The sequence below is a fragment of the Flavobacterium sp. FlaQc-47 genome (genome assembly GCF_044006475.1).
In the GTDB taxonomy this organism is placed as follows: Bacteria; Bacteroidota; Bacteroidia; order Flavobacteriales; family Flavobacteriaceae; genus Flavobacterium.
On record NZ_JBIPCQ010000002.1, the window covers coordinates 756,918 to 773,826 of the forward strand.

General features: G+C 31.7%; 18 protein-coding genes and 1 tRNA gene. 8 read left to right on the forward strand and 11 right to left on the reverse strand.

The annotated features are described in order from the left end of the window. Window positions 1-36: 36 nt before the first annotated feature. The 3 genes from ACHRVX_RS09210 to ACHRVX_RS09220 all read left to right on the forward strand — a co-directional run bounded on the left by ACHRVX_RS09210 (window position 37) and on the right by ACHRVX_RS09220 (window position 2,306). Window positions 37-909: a LysR substrate-binding domain-containing protein gene (locus tag ACHRVX_RS09210; protein WP_395331471.1), complete on the forward strand. Its 873-nt coding sequence runs from the start codon at window positions 37-39 to the stop codon at window positions 907-909. 194 nt (window positions 910-1,103) lie between these two features. Further along, window positions 1,104-1,190 (forward strand) — tRNA-Ser (locus ACHRVX_RS09215). Between the two features lie 117 nt (window positions 1,191-1,307). Then, window positions 1,308-2,306: a virulence RhuM family protein gene (locus ACHRVX_RS09220; RefSeq protein ID WP_395331473.1), complete on the forward strand. Its 999-nt coding sequence runs from the start codon at window positions 1,308-1,310 to the stop codon at window positions 2,304-2,306. Between the two features lie 172 nt (window positions 2,307-2,478). Here ACHRVX_RS09220 and ACHRVX_RS09225 read toward each other — a convergent pair whose 3' ends face one another. Then, window positions 2,479-2,877 (reverse strand): helix-turn-helix domain-containing protein, encoded by a 399-nt coding sequence (locus ACHRVX_RS09225; RefSeq protein ID WP_395331475.1) that lies wholly within the window; start codon window positions 2,875-2,877, stop codon window positions 2,479-2,481. A gap of 82 nt (window positions 2,878-2,959) precedes the next feature. Next, window positions 2,960-4,627: an ATP-binding protein gene (locus ACHRVX_RS09230; RefSeq protein WP_395331477.1), complete on the reverse strand. Its 1,668-nt coding sequence runs from the start codon at window positions 4,625-4,627 to the stop codon at window positions 2,960-2,962. Between the two features lie 364 nt (window positions 4,628-4,991). Here ACHRVX_RS09230 and ACHRVX_RS09235 point away from each other — a divergent pair, with 364 nt between their 5' ends. Further along, entirely contained in the window at window positions 4,992-6,482 is a 1,491-nt protein-coding gene (locus tag ACHRVX_RS09235) for a serine hydrolase (protein ID WP_395331479.1), read from the forward strand. A 73-nt stretch (window positions 6,483-6,555) separates the two neighbouring features. Here the strand turns inward: ACHRVX_RS09235 and ACHRVX_RS09240 are convergent, their stop codons facing one another. The 6 genes from ACHRVX_RS09240 to ACHRVX_RS09265 form a co-directional block, all read right to left on the reverse strand. Continuing rightward, window positions 6,556-7,062, reverse strand: coding sequence for a GNAT family N-acetyltransferase (locus tag ACHRVX_RS09240; protein ID WP_395331481.1), 507 nt, complete (start codon window positions 7,060-7,062; stop codon window positions 6,556-6,558). Between the two features lie 80 nt (window positions 7,063-7,142). Next, window positions 7,143-8,102 carry a nitrilase family protein gene (locus ACHRVX_RS09245; protein ID WP_395331483.1) on the reverse strand — a complete coding sequence of 320 codons (960 nt, stop codon included), beginning with the start codon at window positions 8,100-8,102 and terminating at the stop codon, window positions 7,143-7,145. A 69-nt stretch (window positions 8,103-8,171) separates the two neighbouring features. Beyond that, a complete protein-coding gene (locus tag ACHRVX_RS09250) occupies window positions 8,172-8,996 on the reverse strand; it encodes a DUF6597 domain-containing transcriptional factor (protein WP_395331485.1) in 825 nt (274 codons plus the stop codon). A 27-nt stretch (window positions 8,997-9,023) separates the two neighbouring features. Beyond that, window positions 9,024-9,791 (reverse strand): SGNH/GDSL hydrolase family protein, encoded by a 768-nt coding sequence (locus tag ACHRVX_RS09255; RefSeq protein ID WP_395331487.1) that lies wholly within the window; start codon window positions 9,789-9,791, stop codon window positions 9,024-9,026. 67 nt (window positions 9,792-9,858) lie between these two features. Then, window positions 9,859-10,641 (reverse strand): DUF3050 domain-containing protein, encoded by a 783-nt coding sequence (locus tag ACHRVX_RS09260; protein WP_395331489.1) that lies wholly within the window; start codon window positions 10,639-10,641, stop codon window positions 9,859-9,861. Between the two features lie 86 nt (window positions 10,642-10,727). After that, entirely contained in the window at window positions 10,728-11,906 is a 1,179-nt protein-coding gene (locus ACHRVX_RS09265; protein ID WP_065451550.1) for an acyl-CoA dehydrogenase family protein, read from the reverse strand. 1,659 nt (window positions 11,907-13,565) lie between these two features. On the opposite strand from ACHRVX_RS09265, the gene ACHRVX_RS09270 reads away from it, so the two are divergent. Then, the gene (locus tag ACHRVX_RS09270) at window positions 13,566-13,823 is read left to right on the forward strand and encodes a helix-turn-helix domain-containing protein (protein ID WP_395331631.1); all 258 of its coding nucleotides are present in this window, start codon (window positions 13,566-13,568) and stop codon (window positions 13,821-13,823) included. A gap of 21 nt (window positions 13,824-13,844) precedes the next feature. Here ACHRVX_RS09270 and ACHRVX_RS09275 read toward each other — a convergent pair whose 3' ends face one another. From ACHRVX_RS09275 to ACHRVX_RS09285, 3 genes are all read right to left on the reverse strand, one after another. After that, complete coding sequence (locus ACHRVX_RS09275; RefSeq protein ID WP_395331491.1) at window positions 13,845-13,988, reverse strand: rSAM-modified peptide; 144 nt, start codon at window positions 13,986-13,988, stop codon at window positions 13,845-13,847. 18 nt (window positions 13,989-14,006) lie between these two features. After that, window positions 14,007-14,129, reverse strand: a complete 123-nt coding sequence (locus ACHRVX_RS09280; RefSeq protein ID WP_395331493.1) for an rSAM-modified peptide — start codon at window positions 14,127-14,129, stop codon at window positions 14,007-14,009. 156 nt (window positions 14,130-14,285) lie between these two features. Further along, window positions 14,286-14,420 carry an rSAM-modified peptide gene (locus tag ACHRVX_RS09285; RefSeq protein WP_395331495.1) on the reverse strand — a complete coding sequence of 45 codons (135 nt, stop codon included), beginning with the start codon at window positions 14,418-14,420 and terminating at the stop codon, window positions 14,286-14,288. 259 nt (window positions 14,421-14,679) lie between these two features. On the opposite strand from ACHRVX_RS09285, the gene ACHRVX_RS09290 reads away from it, so the two are divergent. The 3 genes from ACHRVX_RS09290 to ACHRVX_RS09300 all read left to right on the forward strand — a co-directional run bounded on the left by ACHRVX_RS09290 (window position 14,680) and on the right by ACHRVX_RS09300 (window position 16,767). Next, the gene (locus ACHRVX_RS09290) at window positions 14,680-16,242 is read left to right on the forward strand and encodes a vitamin K epoxide reductase family protein (protein ID WP_395331497.1); all 1,563 of its coding nucleotides are present in this window, start codon (window positions 14,680-14,682) and stop codon (window positions 16,240-16,242) included. 87 nt (window positions 16,243-16,329) lie between these two features. Continuing rightward, a complete protein-coding gene (locus ACHRVX_RS09295; RefSeq protein WP_395331499.1) occupies window positions 16,330-16,551 on the forward strand; it encodes a hypothetical protein in 222 nt (73 codons plus the stop codon). Between the two features lie 24 nt (window positions 16,552-16,575). Further along, window positions 16,576-16,767, forward strand: coding sequence for a hypothetical protein (locus tag ACHRVX_RS09300; RefSeq protein ID WP_395331501.1), 192 nt, complete (start codon window positions 16,576-16,578; stop codon window positions 16,765-16,767). Window positions 16,768-16,909 lie beyond the last annotated feature (142 nt).

Genomic DNA, 16,909 nt, shown 5'->3' on the forward strand with positions numbered 1-16,909 from the left:
TAATTTTACTGATAATAAGTATTTAAACTTATCAATATGGAAATTTATCAATTACAATATTTTATTAAAACTGCTGAGGTACTTCATTTTACTAAAGCTGCAGAGTTGTGTTTTGTAACGCAATCCGGCTTATCTCAACAAATGAAAAAGCTGGAGGAAGAACTCGGAATGCCTTTGTTTATAAAGATTGGCAAGAAAGTTCAACTTACCGAAGCAGGATCTGTTTTCCTGATTCATGCCAAACAAATCATCGAAAATGTACAAAGCGGCAAACAGGCAATCGACGATTTGAACGACATGATTGGCGGTGAATTACGAATAGGCGTAACCTATATTTTTGGACTTTTGGTTTTGCCAATCGTCAACATGTTTGCAAAAACGTATCCAAATTTGAGAATCGTAGTAGAATACGGCTCAACAGAACCTCTGGAAAATAAATTACTGAATAACGAATTAGATTTGGTTTTGGTAATTTCATCCAAAGAAATAAAAGAAACGATTCAGAAAATTCCCTTATTTACTTCAAATCTGGTTATGGCTGTTTCAAAAACACATCCTTTGGCAGTTTTGGATAAAATTTCTTTTAAAAAAATAGGCGATTATCCGCTTATATTACCCGTAAGAGGATTTAGTTCCAGAGAATTTCTCGACGAATTGTTTTTGAAAAATAATATGAAACCTAAAGTTTCAATTGAATTAAATGCAGTTCACGCCCTTTTGCAATTAGTAGAAGAAAGTAATTGGGTTACAATTGTAACCGAGAAAGCACTAAAAGGCTGGGATAATTTAAAAGCCATCGCAATTACCGGAGTTCCCACTCAAAGAGAATCGTTTATGTTAACGATCGAAGGCGCCTATCAAAAAAAGGCTGTAAAACTATTTATGGAAGAATTTAGAAAAAGCATGTAAAGAAAATTTTGCCACGAATTTCCCGAATTTCCACGAATAAATATTAATCTGTTGCTGTTCATAAAAAATTAGTGAAAATTAGTGAAATTCGTGGCGAAAAATAAAATTTACCAATACAATCAAAACTCTTCTAAACTAATCCCTGATTTGTTTTTCTAAGTCAGTTTTTTTTATGTTATTTGCAAACCCAATTTAGAGAGGTGTCCGAGTGGTTGAAGGAGCTAGCCTGGAAAGCTAGTATATGGGTAACTGTATCGTGGGTTCGAATCCCATCCTCTCTGCAAATTTTTGAACTTAAATAATACCAAACCTCGAAATCTATTTCGGGGTTTTTTTATTAACTTTCTCCAATTAGCAAATCTGTTGTAATATCCCCAATATAAAAACTTCTTTTTAAGATGGAAAAACAAGAATTTATTTTTTACAATACTGCTGATGGAAGGGCTAATGTCATTCTTCTTGCTAAAGATGGAGATGTATGGATGAACCAAAATCAACTGGCAGAACTTTTTGACACCTCTAAGCAAAATATAAGTTTGCATGTTGTAAATATCTTAAAAGAGAAGGAGTTAGATAAGAAATCAGTTGTAAAGGATTACTTGACAACTGCCTCTGATGGTAAAAAGTATAATGTTACATTTTATTCCTTGGCTATGATTTTGGCAATTGGTTTTAGAGTGAGAGGTAAAAGAGGAACTCAGTTTAGACAGTGGGCAAATCAAAATCTGCAGGAATATATGATTAAGGGTTTTGTAATAGATGATGAACGCCTTAAAAACCCTAACGGAAGATCTGATTACTTTGATGAATTACTCGAACGTATTAGGGATATTCGGGCCTCTGAAAAAAGATTTTATCAAAAAGTTCGTGATTTATTTACTTTAAGCAGTGACTATGACGCAACAGATAAAGCTACCCAAATGTTTTTTGCAGATACACAAAATAAAATGCTATACGCCATTACAGGAAAAACAGCTGCTGAAATAATTGTTTCACGTGCCAATGCTGATGAGCCAAATATGTCATTAACAAACTGGAAAGGAAATATTGTACGTAAACAGGATATTTATATAGCAAAAAATTATCTTACCGTTGATGAAATAGACACACTAAATCGTTTTGTAGTTGTATTTCTTGAAACTGCTGAATTGAGAGCAAAAAACAAACAAGATATTACAATGAGTTTCTGGAAAACAAATGTTGACAGAATTATAGAGTTTAATGATAAAGAAGTTCTGACTCACAAAGGAAAAGTAACTCATTTACAGATGGAAGAAAAAGTGGATGCTATTTATGATGCATTTCATAAGCAACGTAAACAATTAGATGCCAAAAAAGCAGATGAACACGATCTCGAAGAATTGAAACATTTAGAAGATAAAATTAAAAATAAATGAAGCTAATGTCTTTGAGATAATATTAATGACTAAAATTAATGTTTCAGTCATTAATATTATTTCTTACTGTAAATATCTTTTAAATTTGCACTAGCTTTAAAAAACAAAACAAAAAAGAGATCTCAAATGTGAGATCTCTTTTGGTGTAAATTTATGTTTTATAAAAGGCTATTTATTTCCCTTTTAATAATTTCTCCAAATATTCATTTTTATCTTTTTCAACTTGTACTAAACGTTCGTAAAGTTCGACAACTTTATCAAGAGGATTGAATGAACAATGATTAGACTGAGGTGCAACAATACTTCCATTAATTTCGTTATCGTAAATATTATTAAAATAATTAATTACGGCCTCTTCCGAAAAATTTTTAATGGCTTCAACAGTCATTCCAAGTGCTTTTGCTACTTCTTTAAGTTTCTCTTCGTCTATGTTTTCACTGTTTTCCATAGCCGAAATTGCTTGCTGATTTGTTCCCAAAGCCTGTGCAAGTGCTTCTTGTTTCATGTCTTTAAGTTCACGAATACGGCTTATTTTTCGCCCTATATGATATGGTTTTGTTGTTGCGCTCATAGATCAAAGATATTTAAAATTTTAGAGAAAAACAGATTTTAGTAAAAAACAGGCTTGTTTTTGTAAGATACGGTTTGCAATTTTATACTACAGGAATATAAATATCAAATTTTGCTCCCTGACCATGTTTACCGGTTGCTTTTATAATTCCGTTGTGGTTTTCTACAATCTTTTTTACAATTGCAAGACCAATTCCTGTGCCTTTATAATCATTTTTGTTGTTAAGCTGTTGAAACATTTCGAAAACACGACTTTCAAATTGCGAATCAAATCCAATACCATTATCACTAATAATAATATGACAATAATTAGCTGAAAGTGAATTTTTCGTTTTGGGTTTTGTATAAAGACTTTCTATTTTTATATGTGGTGCTTTTTCTTTTGCTGTAAATTTTAGCGAATTACTTATTAGATTATATATTAATTGGTGAAATTGCGACGAAATAATATGTGCTTTACAATCTCCGGAGATTTCGATTGTTGCTTTTTTTGTTTTTATTTCTTCTTTTAAATCCTCCAGAACCTTATTAATAATATCATTAAGGCTTACGTTTTCAAATTTCTTTTCTGTTACACTTGTTCTGGAGTAATTCAGTAAATCATTTATAAGTGCCTGCATATGAAAAGCAGCAACTTGTATGCGATCAAAATAGTACGTTCCTTTTTCGGTTAAATTATGGTGTTCATCTGTTGAAATTCGATCTGAAAAAACTTGTATTTTCCTTAACGGTTCCTGTAAATGATGACTCGAGATGTAAGTAAAAGCTTCAAGTTCTTTGTTTGCAAGAATTAATTCGGCAGCACGTTTTTCTTTTTCATTATTTTGAAAAGTAAGTTCAGCATTTGCGATAATAAGTTCAGCAGCCCGATCTTCTTTTTCATTATTTTGATATTCCAGCTCCATATTAGCGATAAGCAGTTCAACGGCGCGTTTTTCTTTTTCCTTGTTCTGAAAAGTCAGTTCTTTATTAGCAATAACAAGTTCTGATGCGCGATTTTCTTTTTCCTGATTTTGATAAGCAAGTTCAGTATTTGCAATCACCAATTCGGCAGCGCGTTTTTCTTTTTCATTATTTTGAAAAGTAAGTTCAGCGTTTGCGATAAGAAGTTCAGCTGCCCGATCTTCCTTTTCCTGATTTTGATAGGCAAGCTCCATATTAGCAATTACCAGTTCAGCAGCGCGTTTTTCTTTTTCCTTGTTCTGAAAAGTCAGTTCTTTATTAGCAATTACAAGTTCTGATGCGCGATCTTCCTTTTCCTGATTTTGATAGGCAAGTTCTGTATTTGCGATTACCAATTCGGCGGCGCGTTTTTCTTTTTCTTTATTCTGAAAAGTAAGTTCAGCATTGGCGATAACCAGTTCAGCAGCACGATTTTCTTTTTCCTGATTTTGATAGGCAAGTTCAGTATTTGCGATCACTAATTCGGCAGCGCGTTTTTCTTTTTCTTTATTCTGAAAAGTAAGTTCAGTATTGGCAATAACCAGTTCCGCGGCACGATCTTCTTTTTCCTGATTTTGATAAGCAAGTTCAGTATTTGCAATAACTAATTCGGCAGCACGTTTTCCTTTCTCTTTATTTTGATAGGCTAGTTCCTTATTCGCAATAATTAGTTCTGCTGCGCGCTTTTTTCGCACTTCAATTTGCTCTGCGAGTCTTTTATTAACAAATAGCAATTCATCATTATGATTTGCTTTATTCCGTTCAGGAAAAATATTTTTATCAAGCGGAATAATCTTTTTTTCACTCATGTTTTCGCACGCATTTATCCAAATATAATCTAACTGAATTAAATGTCTTACTTTAAAATATAATAACTGAATTTATAATTTTTAAGAGGCGGAAATGCTCAAATAGAACAATTATTTAGTTAAGTTTTTTCTTATTTTTTTCTGTAACTTAAATTTAGACAGAAAGATTTTTAGATTCTCCTTTGTCTGATTTTGTGATGGTTTTAGATTTAAATTAAAAAAAAAATAAAAAGCATGTAGCATTTTGGTTATAAAGTCGTCTTGATTTAAATGCCTGAATTATCAGATTTACAAGAGGACTAAAAAGTAAAAATGATTTTGCAGGTAATCAATCATCAATCAAAATTTTAAATCAATCACAATCATGAAAATAAATTTTTCTAAATCTTTAGTAATACCTATTTTAATTAGTTTAGTAAGTCTTGCAGTTAATTCTCAAAGCAAGCAAAATACAGATAGTATAGATGTCTTTCTAAAAAATAAAATGGAAAAACTTCATATTCCGGCTCTACAAATTGCCGTTGTTCAACACGGAAAAATCGTAAAAAGTAATAGCTACGGAATTGCTAATATCGAAAACTCAGTTATGGCAACAAATCAAAATATGTTTTCTATTAATTCATGTACAAAGGCATTTGTGGGTGTAGCAGTGATGCAGCTTCAGGAAGAGGGAAAACTAAATATCAATGATTCTATTTCAAAATATTTAGATGATTTGCCAGCTGCCTGGAAAGGTTTGAGTATGAAACAATTGTTTGCTAATATTTCCGGACTTCCAAATATTATCGATTATAAAGAAAATTTATTGGCAGATACTGAAAATGGTTCTTGGGAAAAGGTAAAAACATTACCAATGGAATTTAATACAGGAGATCGTTTTCGCTACAATCAGACAGGTTATGTGATTATTGGTCGAATTATTAATAAAGTAAGCGGTATGCATTTTACTAAATTTATTGAAGATCGTCAGTTTAAAGTAGTTGGAATGAAACAAACCCGTTTTGGAGATTCTAATGATATTATTCCAAATTCGGCCGGAGCTTACACAACTCAGGATATTGTTGACGGCAGATGGATTACTACTGATAAGGTAAGAAGCAGTTATGCTAAATTTCCGGAATTTTTTAGAACATGTACAGGAATAATTACTACATCTGATGAAATTGCACAATGGATTATAGCATTACAAAATGGAGTATTATTAAAACACAAATCAAGTTTAGATTTGCTGTGGCAACCGGCAGTTCGAAATAATGGGCGTGTGGGAGGATTTAATAAACTTGTAAACGGATATGCAATTGGTTGGCCAACAGTTACAAGAGAAGAACATCCGGCAGTTGGACCTATTGGCGGAATGCGATCTGCATTTTTTGTTTACCCAAAAGATGATCTTTCTATAATTGTTCTTACAAATCTTCAGGGAGCAAATCCGGAGTGGTTTATGGATGAAATTGCAGGTTTTTATATTCCTGATATGAAAGAATCTAACGGTTTTGGATTATCGCCTACAGTAAAAAAGTTAAGAAAGGAATTGATAGTTCAAAATTATAAAAATCCCTTAAAAATTGCTGAAAGCCTTAAAAAGAATAATGCAGCATTTAATTTAAGTGAAAACGATTTGAATGATTTTGGATATAAATTGTTAGCAGAAGGCAAACAAAACGAAGCATTGAAAATCTTTAAACTAAATACAGATCTTTATCCGGAAAGCGGAAACACTTATGATAGTTATGCAGAAACATTGGCTGGTTTAGGAAACAAAAAAGAAGCCATTAAAAATTATAAACGAGCATTTGAACTGAATCCAAAAAACATCAACGCTCAGGAACAAGCAAAGAAATTGGCAGTTTTGTAAAAAACATTGATTATTTTGATGAACCCTTTGTGAATGATTTTTCGCAAAGGGTTTCGTTTTTTAATTAAAGTTCCTAAAGTTTAATCTCAAACAAACTAAAAGAACCTTCTTTATAATGTTCCGGTAATTCGCTTGTCCATTCTATCGTGCTGATGCCTTTGTAATCGAAACCACAGCTGGTGTAGTATTTGTTTATTCTTTCGTTGCCGCTATGCGTGTCAAGCCTGATGTATTGTTTACCGTTTTCTTTGGCGTAAGTTTTAGCCCATTCAATAATTTTTTTGACATACGATTGTCCTCTAAATTTTGGATTCGTGGCAATTCTATGAAGATATATTGCAGGATCTGCACTGGCTTCTTTCCAAATAATTACATCATCAAAAGTAAGTACAAATGTACAGGCAACTTCATTTCCTTCTTTGATTATAAAATGACGATTTTCAGCAATTTCCTTTTCGATAAGTGCTTTTTCAAAACCTCTCCAGCTTTTGTTATTGACTGTTTTTTGATAAGATGTTGCTTCGTTATAAATATCGAAAACTGCATCGATATCTTCATTTGTAGTTTTAAAAAATTCCATTATTGTGTTGTATTCTCTAGATTAATGAATCCTGTAAAGATAAATCTTTCGTTAGCGTAAAGCCTGATAAATTATTGCTTTTAACTTTTTTTATCAGAGTTCAGCCAAACGACATTTTGTTCAGATTCGTGATTTTGCCCAATAATATCTCGGTATAATTCTGGTCTTCTAGCTTTTATGTAGCGGTTTCCTCCAGCCTGAATATTTTTTTCCGGAGTAATTATCGCGGTTGCAAAAGAGTCGTCGAAAGAACGGCATTCAGCAATTATATCTCCAAAAGGATCCACAATCATCGAACAGCCATTTTTTAGTTGGTCATCATCCATACCAATCGGGTTTGAAAAAACGGCATAAATGGCATTATCATAAGCTCGTGCCGGCAGCCATTTCATTAACCAGTCGCGACCTTTCATTCCGTCAAATTCCAGTCTTAACGATGTTGGATCAGCTTCTCGGTTTTTCCAAAGTTGAGGTGCAACAAAACCTGCACCAGGTCGCGTCGAAGGCGTGCACATTGTAACATGTGGCATGAAAATGATATCAGCTCCCAAAAGTTTTGTGGCTCTGACATTTTCGATAATATTATTGTCGTAGCAAATTAAAATTCCGCATTTCCAGCCTTTGATTTCAAAAATGCAGTAACAATCTCCGGGTGTTAAATATGGATTTATAAACGGATGAAGTTTCCTGTATTTTGCAATCAATCCATTTTTGTCAACGCAAACATAAGCTTTGAATAAAGTATCATTTTCGTCTTTCTCAAAAAGACCTGCTAATATGATAATGTCATAGTTTTTGGCAATTTCAGTAAGTTTTAAAATGCTTTCTCCTGTGGGAATAATTTCTGCGAGGTCCAGCATTTGTACTTTCGATAAATGTCTGGCAAAAGTATAGCCTGTTATCGAACATTCGTGAAACGAAATAACATCGCAACCGTCATTTGATGCCTTTTGCGAAAGTTTTTCTATTACAGATAAATTATAGTTTTTGTCGCCGCTTTTATTCTCGAACTGAGCTGTGGCTATTTTTAGATTTTTCATATGATACACTTTTAATGAGAATCAAAATTAGCGTTCAGGAAAATCTATAAATTGTATAAAACCGACATTTTAAAGTAAAACTGAAGGAGAAGTTTTTATAAGGTTATTGGCTAGTTTTCCGGTATTAAATAAATATTCTCTTGGAGAAATTCCGGTATGTTTTCTAAATTCTTTTATCAAATGAGATTGATCTGAAAATCCCGCCTCATAAGAAATTATAGTCAAATTAGTTGATTCAGATTTATTTTTTAATAGTTTGAGAAAATAATGCAGTCTTATAACGTTGCCAAATTTCTTAGGATTTAAACCAACGCATTCTTTAAATTTTCTTTCCAGATGCCTTTCGGTATAACCGGTATACTCAACCAATTGTTTTACAGAGAAAAGTCCCTTATTTACTATAATGAAATCTAAGGAACGGTTTATTAGTAAATGATTTGGAATCGATTTTTTATTTGCAAGTTTTCTAAAAAACTGATTTAGAAGTTGCATTTTTCCTTCATTATTTTGTTCCAATAATTGTTCCTGAAGAAGTAAAGCATCTAAGCCTGAAATAGCATCAATAGAAATAATGGAATCCTGAAATTCATTAGCAGGAATTCCTAATAACTGATGTATTCCGTTAGGCTGAAAAACAACAATTACCAGAGAAATCTCCTGATCAGAATAAATATCTTTGAAACCATTGAGTTGTCCGTACAAAAACGAATTAGGTAAATAATTTTTTACTTTATAATTGCTGATGTCTGAGATAAGTTTGTTTTTTAAAGAAAACACCATCCCGGTATTACCGTCAGAAAATAGGCGAAGTTTCTGGATATCACTTGATGCATTATCTAAAAAAAGATAATGTTTGATGTAAGGAGATAATTCTTTTAGCGGTGAAACTTGCATTGTTATAATTGTAATTTTCAGGAATGCCTAATCTTGCAAAACCATTTTTACTTTTGGTAAAATACGCTCAGTAAACAAAGTATACGCTTGTTTTGAAGGATGTAGACCATCTCCCGCAACTAAACCCGGACTTTCAATTCCCTTTTGTGTAATATCAGTTATTGAAACGAAAACTACGCCGTTTTCTTTGCAGTAATTCTCTGCAAAAGTATTGTATTGCGCAATTTCGGTTGAAATTCTTGTTCCCTGACCTTGCATTTGAATAGTTCCAAAAGGGGTATAGGCATAATCTGGAATTGAAATTACAATTACATTTTTCTTATCGCCCTTTGCCAGAGTAATTGCTTTGTTGACCAATTCCGGAAATTCGTTTTCATAAATTGAAAAATTCTTTCCCTGATATTGATTGTTTACGCCAATTAAAAGAGTAACTAAATCATAATTAGCCTCTAAACTCTGATTATTGATTGCCGAAATTAAATTAGTCGTTGTCCAGCCGGTTGTAGCAATTACTTTTAATGAAAAGTTAGTTTGCGGATAAATTGCTTTTAGGCTTGCTTTTAATTGTTCAGGATAACGACAGGTTTCGCAAACGCTTTGACCTATTGTATAACTATCTCCTAAAGCTAAATAATTGACAGTTTTTGAAATTGTATTGGTAGGAGGAACTTGTGTTACTGGCGGAATAATAGGATCCGGAGTAACAGCGATTTCTGACTTTGTTTCATCAGAGCTGCAGCTTAAAAGGAATATGGAAAGGATAACAATAACTATTTGTTTGAAATGTGGGTTCATAATTTAGGTAAATTAAGTTTCGGTTCATTCTAAACAAATAGTTACGTTAAATAACTTATTTCGGTTTTTATACCATTTCGGTTTTCATTATAATTTGTTCTTCGATGGCATTCCAAAGTCCAATTCGTTTTTCTAATGCAAGAATTGAAATTTCTTCGACTTCTTTCCATTTTTGAGCATCATCTTCACACAAATCAGAGATCATTTGCATTGCCATTGGTCCGTGTTCATCAGCATCTAATTCGATATGTCTTTCAAAATAATAAAGCAATTTGCTTAAATCTGTATCGGGAAGATTTTTTTGAAAGTTTTTCAATATTGCAGTAAACATACTCGGAATCAAATCTTCTCTCCCAAAAGTAAATGCAGCAGCAATTTCATGCGGTTTTCCTTGTTCGATCACTCTAAAAGTAAAATCTAAAAAGGCTTTTATATCTGCGTGTAATGAACTTTGTTTTATGGCAACAAAAATATTATGAAGAGAATTTACTTCAGCTAAAAAATTGTTGATTCCGTTGGTGTCGGCACCACAATCTTCCATTGCTTCAAGATACATTTCATAATGACTTTGTCTTCTTCCGTCGATTGTTAAATCTGTTTCTTCGGCAAGAACAATTTCATTGATTAAATATCTTGTTTCAGGATTTTTTGTAGCAAACCAAGGTGTTGTTGTACAGGTAAGTTTAGCTTGTAAAGCTTTTAATAATGACATAAAATCCCAAACCGCAAAAACATGACTTTCTAAAAAACGATGCAAATCATCAATGCTTTGGATTTTATTGTATAAGGAATGTTGTAAAAGTTGATCTTTTTGAGGTTGAATGCTATTGTGTATAGTTTCAATATTCATTTGCGTATTTTTTTGCAAAGATAAAAAGCTTCTTGATAACAAGAAGCTTTTCATATTGATTTTGTATATATTTTAATAGTTGTTTGTTATTTAAATGCTGGAATTCCAGTTACATCCATTCCTGTAATCAGTAAATGTATGTCGTGAGTTCCTTCATAAGTGATAACACTTTCCAGATTCATCATATGGCGCATGATAGAATATTCTCCTGTAATTCCCATTCCGCCTAGCATTTGTCTGGCTTCGCGGGCAATATGAATTGCCATATCAACATTGTTACGTTTTGCCATTGAGATTTGTGCCGTAGTTGCTTTTCCTTCGTTACGCAAAACACCTAAACGCCAGGTTAATAATTGTGCTTTTGTAATTTCGGTAATCATTTCTGCGAGTTTTTTCTGCTGTAATTGAGTTCCTCCAATTGGTTTTCCAAACTGAATTCTTTCTTTAGCATATCTTAAAGCTGTATCATAACAATCCATCGCTGCACCAATTGCTCCCCAGGCGATTCCGTAACGAGCAGAATCTAAGCAGCCAAGTGGCGCTCCTAATCCTGATTTATTAGGCAGGAGGTTTTCTTTAGGCACTTTTACATTGTCAAAAATTAATTCTCCGGTTGATGAGGCACGAAGCGACCATTTATTATGGGTTTCAGGAGTAGTAAAGCCTTCCATACCGCGCTCTACAATTAATCCGTGAATTCGTCCTGATTCATCTTTTGCCCAAACAACAGCAATATCTGCAAAAGGGGCATTTGAAATCCACATTTTTGCACCATTTAAAAGATAATGATCCCCTTTATCTTTAAAATTGGTAATCATACTTCCCGGATCAGAACCATGATCGGGTTCGGTTAGACCAAAACATCCCATAAATTCTCCCGTTGCCAGTTTTGGTAAATATTTCATTCGTTGTTCTTCGTTTCCGTATTTCCATATAGGATACATTACTAAAGATGACTGAACAGATGAGGTTGATCTTACGCCAGAATCTCCGCGTTCGATTTCCTGCATAATCAAGCCGTATGAAATTTGGTCTAAACCTGCACCTCCATATTCAACAGGAATGTAGGGTCCAAAACCACCAATTTCTCCAAGTCCTTTAATAATTTGTTTAGGAAATTCTGCTTTTTGAGCATATTCTTCTATAATAGGAGAAACTTCTCTTTTTACCCACGCACGTGCTGATTCGCGAACTAATTTATGTTCGTCTGTCAATAAATCGTCTAGGTTATAGTAATCTGGAGCTTGAAATAGGTCTGGTTTCATTTTTGATAGTTTTACAAAACAAATTTACGGAATAAAAATATAACAAAACAATGTTAAAATGTTATATTTTAATAACCATGAAAGAAGAAAAATAGTATAAATGCAAATTTATTTTAGTTTATTGAAAATTTATAAGCTATTTTTGAGATTCCAAAAACAAAATGAATGAGGCTGATCATCTCTTTTTTACTCTTTTTTGTTCTGAATAATGCATTTGCTCAACAAAAAAGTGCCTTAACAGAGCAGGAGTACTTAATTTTACAAGATAAGATTCGATTAAATATTAATGTAAATGTTGATAGTGCTTTTGTATATGCCAATAAAATGGCAAATTCCCATAATTATAAGCATCTTGCCTTTTCGAATGGAGCCATGTCATATCTATTTCAATTAAGAGGAAATACTATTCAATCAAAAGAAAAATATAAGCTTGCAATTGATTATTTAAATAAAATACCAGATTCGCGCGATAAAATTCAGCTTAGAACTTATTTGTATAATTATGCCGGATTGACTGAGTGGAAAAGAAGTAATTTTAGTAAAGCTTTAGAAAATTATCAGGAAGGAATGAAGCTTTCTGCACAAATTGGAGATGTTATTCAAATTGTAAAATTTAAAAACAACATAGCTTCCATAAATAATGCTGTAGGTAACTATCGATTAGCGATTAAAAATCTAAGACAGATTAATGATTTTGTGGATAAAAATGAAAGCTTTTATACAAAAGAGCAATTTTTAAATACTAAGAGTAATATCAACTTAAGTTTGGCGGGTTCGTATGAGAATTATTATGCAAAGAACCTGACCAAAAAAAACCTGCTGGATTCTTCGGAATATTTCTATAAACGAACAATTAGTTATTCTAAAAATTTTACAGATAATAAAATAGTTGCTAAATTAAGTCTAGGTAATATCTATAGCTGGAAAAAAGATTATGTCAACGCTGAGAAAACATATTATGATATTATATTTTTAGCAAATCAAAATAATATGCAAGACATGCTGTCTTCTGCAAATTACAATTTGGGAGATGTATATTATTCTACAAAAAAATATGATAAAGCATTAGTTTTTTTTAAAAAATCTGATTCAATTGGTTCAATAACTAAAACGAATGGAGTAGATTATTTAAAGTCAAATTACTATCAGGCAAAGATTTACAATATCCTCAAAGAACCTGATTTAGCGTATAAGCATTCAAAAATTTATTTGGATAATTATGAAAAATCCGAAACAAAATTAAATGATCAGATTTTAGAAGTAAATTACAAACTTGGAGTAGGTGATTTAACTGAGGAAATGGTTACTATTCAGGAAAAATATAAATATGAGGTTTTTTTAAATAAAGCTCTGAAAGTTTTTTATGTTGTTTTATTTGTTACAATTGTCTTTTTGTTAATTAAAAATATTCGGGATAAAAACAAAGCACATAAAAAGATGAATGCTTTAATTGAAGAATTCAAAGCCAATTTAGAGAAGAAAGTTCCTGTTGAACTACAAGAAGTTTTGATTGAGGAAGAAGAACAGGAAGAAATTCTGCTTAAAAAAGAAAATGTCAATTTAAGTATTGATGAAGCAAAAGAAAATAAAATAGTCGAAAAATTACTGGCTCTTGAAAGTAAACACGAATATTTAAATGCCGATTTTACTTTGTCGTATGTGGCTAAAAAGATAAAAACAAATACGACTTATTTATCTTATATAGTTAATAAACGATTTGGTAAATCATTTGGAGAATACTCTAATGAGCTTAAGATTAATTATGTGATTAATGAAATGATTACCAATCATATGTATCGTAAATATTCTACTCAGGCTATTGCTGAAAGTGTCGGGTTTAAAAATGCAGTATCTTTTGCTAAATCATTTCGCAAAAGAACTGGAGTATCTCCAGCTCAATTTGCGAATAATATTTAATATTAAAAAACTGCTTTTTAATTAGTGATTACCAGCTCCTTTTCCGTCTTTTATCGTTGGATCGACTTCGGGTTCATCACCATCACCTCCGCGAACTGCTTTTTGTTGAGTTTGTGATAATTTTTCAGTTTCAAAGTCTTCTAATTTTATTTTATAATTTTTCATGTTTTTTATATTTATAGTTTAACTAATTCCTTTACCTGCTCCAATAGTTGGATCTACATCACCTCCACAAACTGTTTTTTCCTGATCTTTTGATAATTTTTCAGTTTCAAAATCGCTGATAGTTAATTTATGATTTGACATTTTTTAATTTTTAATGGAATTATTATTTAAAAGTATACACTTATACTTGAAAATTACCAGTGATTTAAGATAGTGTGTTTGAGATTTTTGACCAGTTTTCAAATTGTTTTATGAAACTTTTCAAGTTTTTGAACATAATTTTTACTGTGAAAATAATTATGGACGAGTGGCACCTTTGCCAGTTTGGATACTTGGTTCAGTTGGATCGTCACCTCCTTTAACTGTTTTTTGTTGCATTCTTGATAACTTTTCTAATTCAAAATCTTCGAATTTTAATGTGGTATTTTTCATGTTTTTACAAATTAGGTTTATTGATTTATCAAAACTAGACAAAAAGCAAAACGCTTAATCGAGATTAGGGTTTTTGCAACTATGGAGAATAAAAAAACGAGTTAAATTATTGTTTTTCAGGTGTTTGTGTTTTTATTCAGACTGATATAATTTATAAATTGTATGTAGTATAATTAATAAATTGTATGCTTAGAGCACTTTTTTATCAATAAAAACACCAATATTTGCATTGTAATTATGATTTTAAAGATCCGAAAAGATGTTAAAACTTGTCCAAAAATTTCTACAAATAAATAGGTACTCGGAAATTAAAAATGAGTTTAAAGATTTGTTCCTTTCTCATCCTAATTATCCAAGCTTATTTGCGATAACAGATTCTTTGGATTTGCTTTCTGTAGAGAATGCTGCGGTACGAGTTTCGAAAGAACAAATAGTAGATTTGCCTTCGAACTTTTTAGCCTATTTTAAAGAAGAATTAATATTAGTAGAAAAGGCAAAAAACTTTGTTCGTATTAATACAATAAAAAAGGGAAGTATAAAAATGCCCTATGAAAAGTTTCTTTTGGATTGGAATGGAGTAATAGTTGCAATAGAACCTAATAATGTAATTGCAAGAGATAATTTAAAAGTAGAGTCTAGTTGGTTAAAATATACTTTGCCACTTTTGTTATTAGTTGGGTTATCTTTTTTTTATAATACTTATAACCTATTTAGTGTTGTTTTTTTAGCGACATCAATTTTAGGATTTTTAGTAAGTGTTTTTATTGTTCAGGAAAAACTAGGTTTTAAAAATAGTATTATTTCAAGATTTTGTAATCTAAGTTCAAATTCTTCTTGCAGTTCAGTAATAAACGGTAACGAAGTAATAGGAGATAAATGGATAAATTTTTCAGATTTACCGCTTATTTTCTTTGGATCAAGTTTGATAGCTATTTTAATTGCGCCTTTAGAGTCGGCTATTTTTGTTGGGTTTTTAAGTTTATTGGCGATACCGGTAATTGTATCATCAATTTGGATTCAAAAATTTGAAATTCAAAAATGGTGTGTAATGTGTTTGGCTGTTTCGGCTTTGATTGTTGCACAAAGTGTTATTTGGTTTGCATCAGATTTGTTTACGTTGAGTTTTAGTTTTGAGAATGTTTTTCCATTCTTATTGTCTGTAGTTCTTCTTTTCCCGATCTGGTCCATTTTAAAAACCATGATAAAAAATATTTTAGGGAACGAGAATTCTTTAAAAGAGATGAAAAAGTTTAAACGAAACTACTCTTTATTGGATTTCTTATCAAAAAAAGTTCCTTACACAAGTGGATTTGAAGATTTGAGAGGCTTGAATTTTGGAAATAGAAATGCAGCAGTAAAGCTTTCGATTATTATTAGTCCGAGTTGCGATCATTGCCATAAAACATTTCAGGAAGCATTTGATTTGGTATTAAGATTTCCAGACAAGATTTATTTAAGCGTTTTATTCAATATTAATCCTGAAAATGCCGAGAATCCATATAAAGCAGTTGTCGAAAGACTTTTAATCATAAATAGAGCAACACCAGGAAAAACGGTTGAAGCGATATCTGACTGGCATATTAAAAAAATAGGCTTAAAAAAATGGTTGAAAAAGTGGCATGTTGATTCCGTAAATATGATGATCAATCAGGAAATACAAAAGCAATATGAATGGTGTTCTAAAAATAATTTTAATTATACACCGGTTAAAATTGTAAATGAAAGAATATTTCCTCTAGAATATGAATTAAGCGAATTAAAATATTTTCTAAACGATTATATAGAAGAAAAGGAAACCCAGGTTCTTGAAAAAACAGCCTAGTTTCAGGATTTTATAGATTGAGTTAAGCAGTATTGTTGTTTTGAGAAAAGATTAATGAAGGAGTAAAAATATCAAAAACTAATTATCATGATAAAAAATATCTTAAACCTCGAAGGAGCTCATTTATTAAGTTCACATGAGCAAAAAGTTATACAAGGAGGACAGCCAATTCCGCCATCTACTTGTCATTGCTTTTGTGTTAGAGGAAATGTGTCGAGTAGTGCATCATGTTTTGCCTATTGCCCTGACGGATCGATTCCGGGTTTGAGCGAAGGAAGTACCGGAAATTGTAAGTTTCCGTTTGAATAGAATTTAATTGTAGTAAATATATAGATGTTAAAGAATATTTTGAATTTAGAAGATGCACAACATATAAGTAAAATTGAGCAAAAAACGATTAAGGGAGGAATTCCTGAATGTTGGATTTATGCAATTGAAGCTGGTTGTGTTTTAATACCCGTAGGCGGAACCTGCCCTGTAAATACATTAGCAGGTATTTGTGAAACAAGTCGCCTTTGTTGTTAATTTTTAACCGTTTTAATAGAAGTACAAAATAGCCTTTTTTAGAATTTAGTCATGTTTTTTTTAATTTGTAGGCGCTCGATCGTGGAACATTGAGCAAATTTCCCAACATTGATGATTGGTGTAGGGATTCTTAGGAAATTGG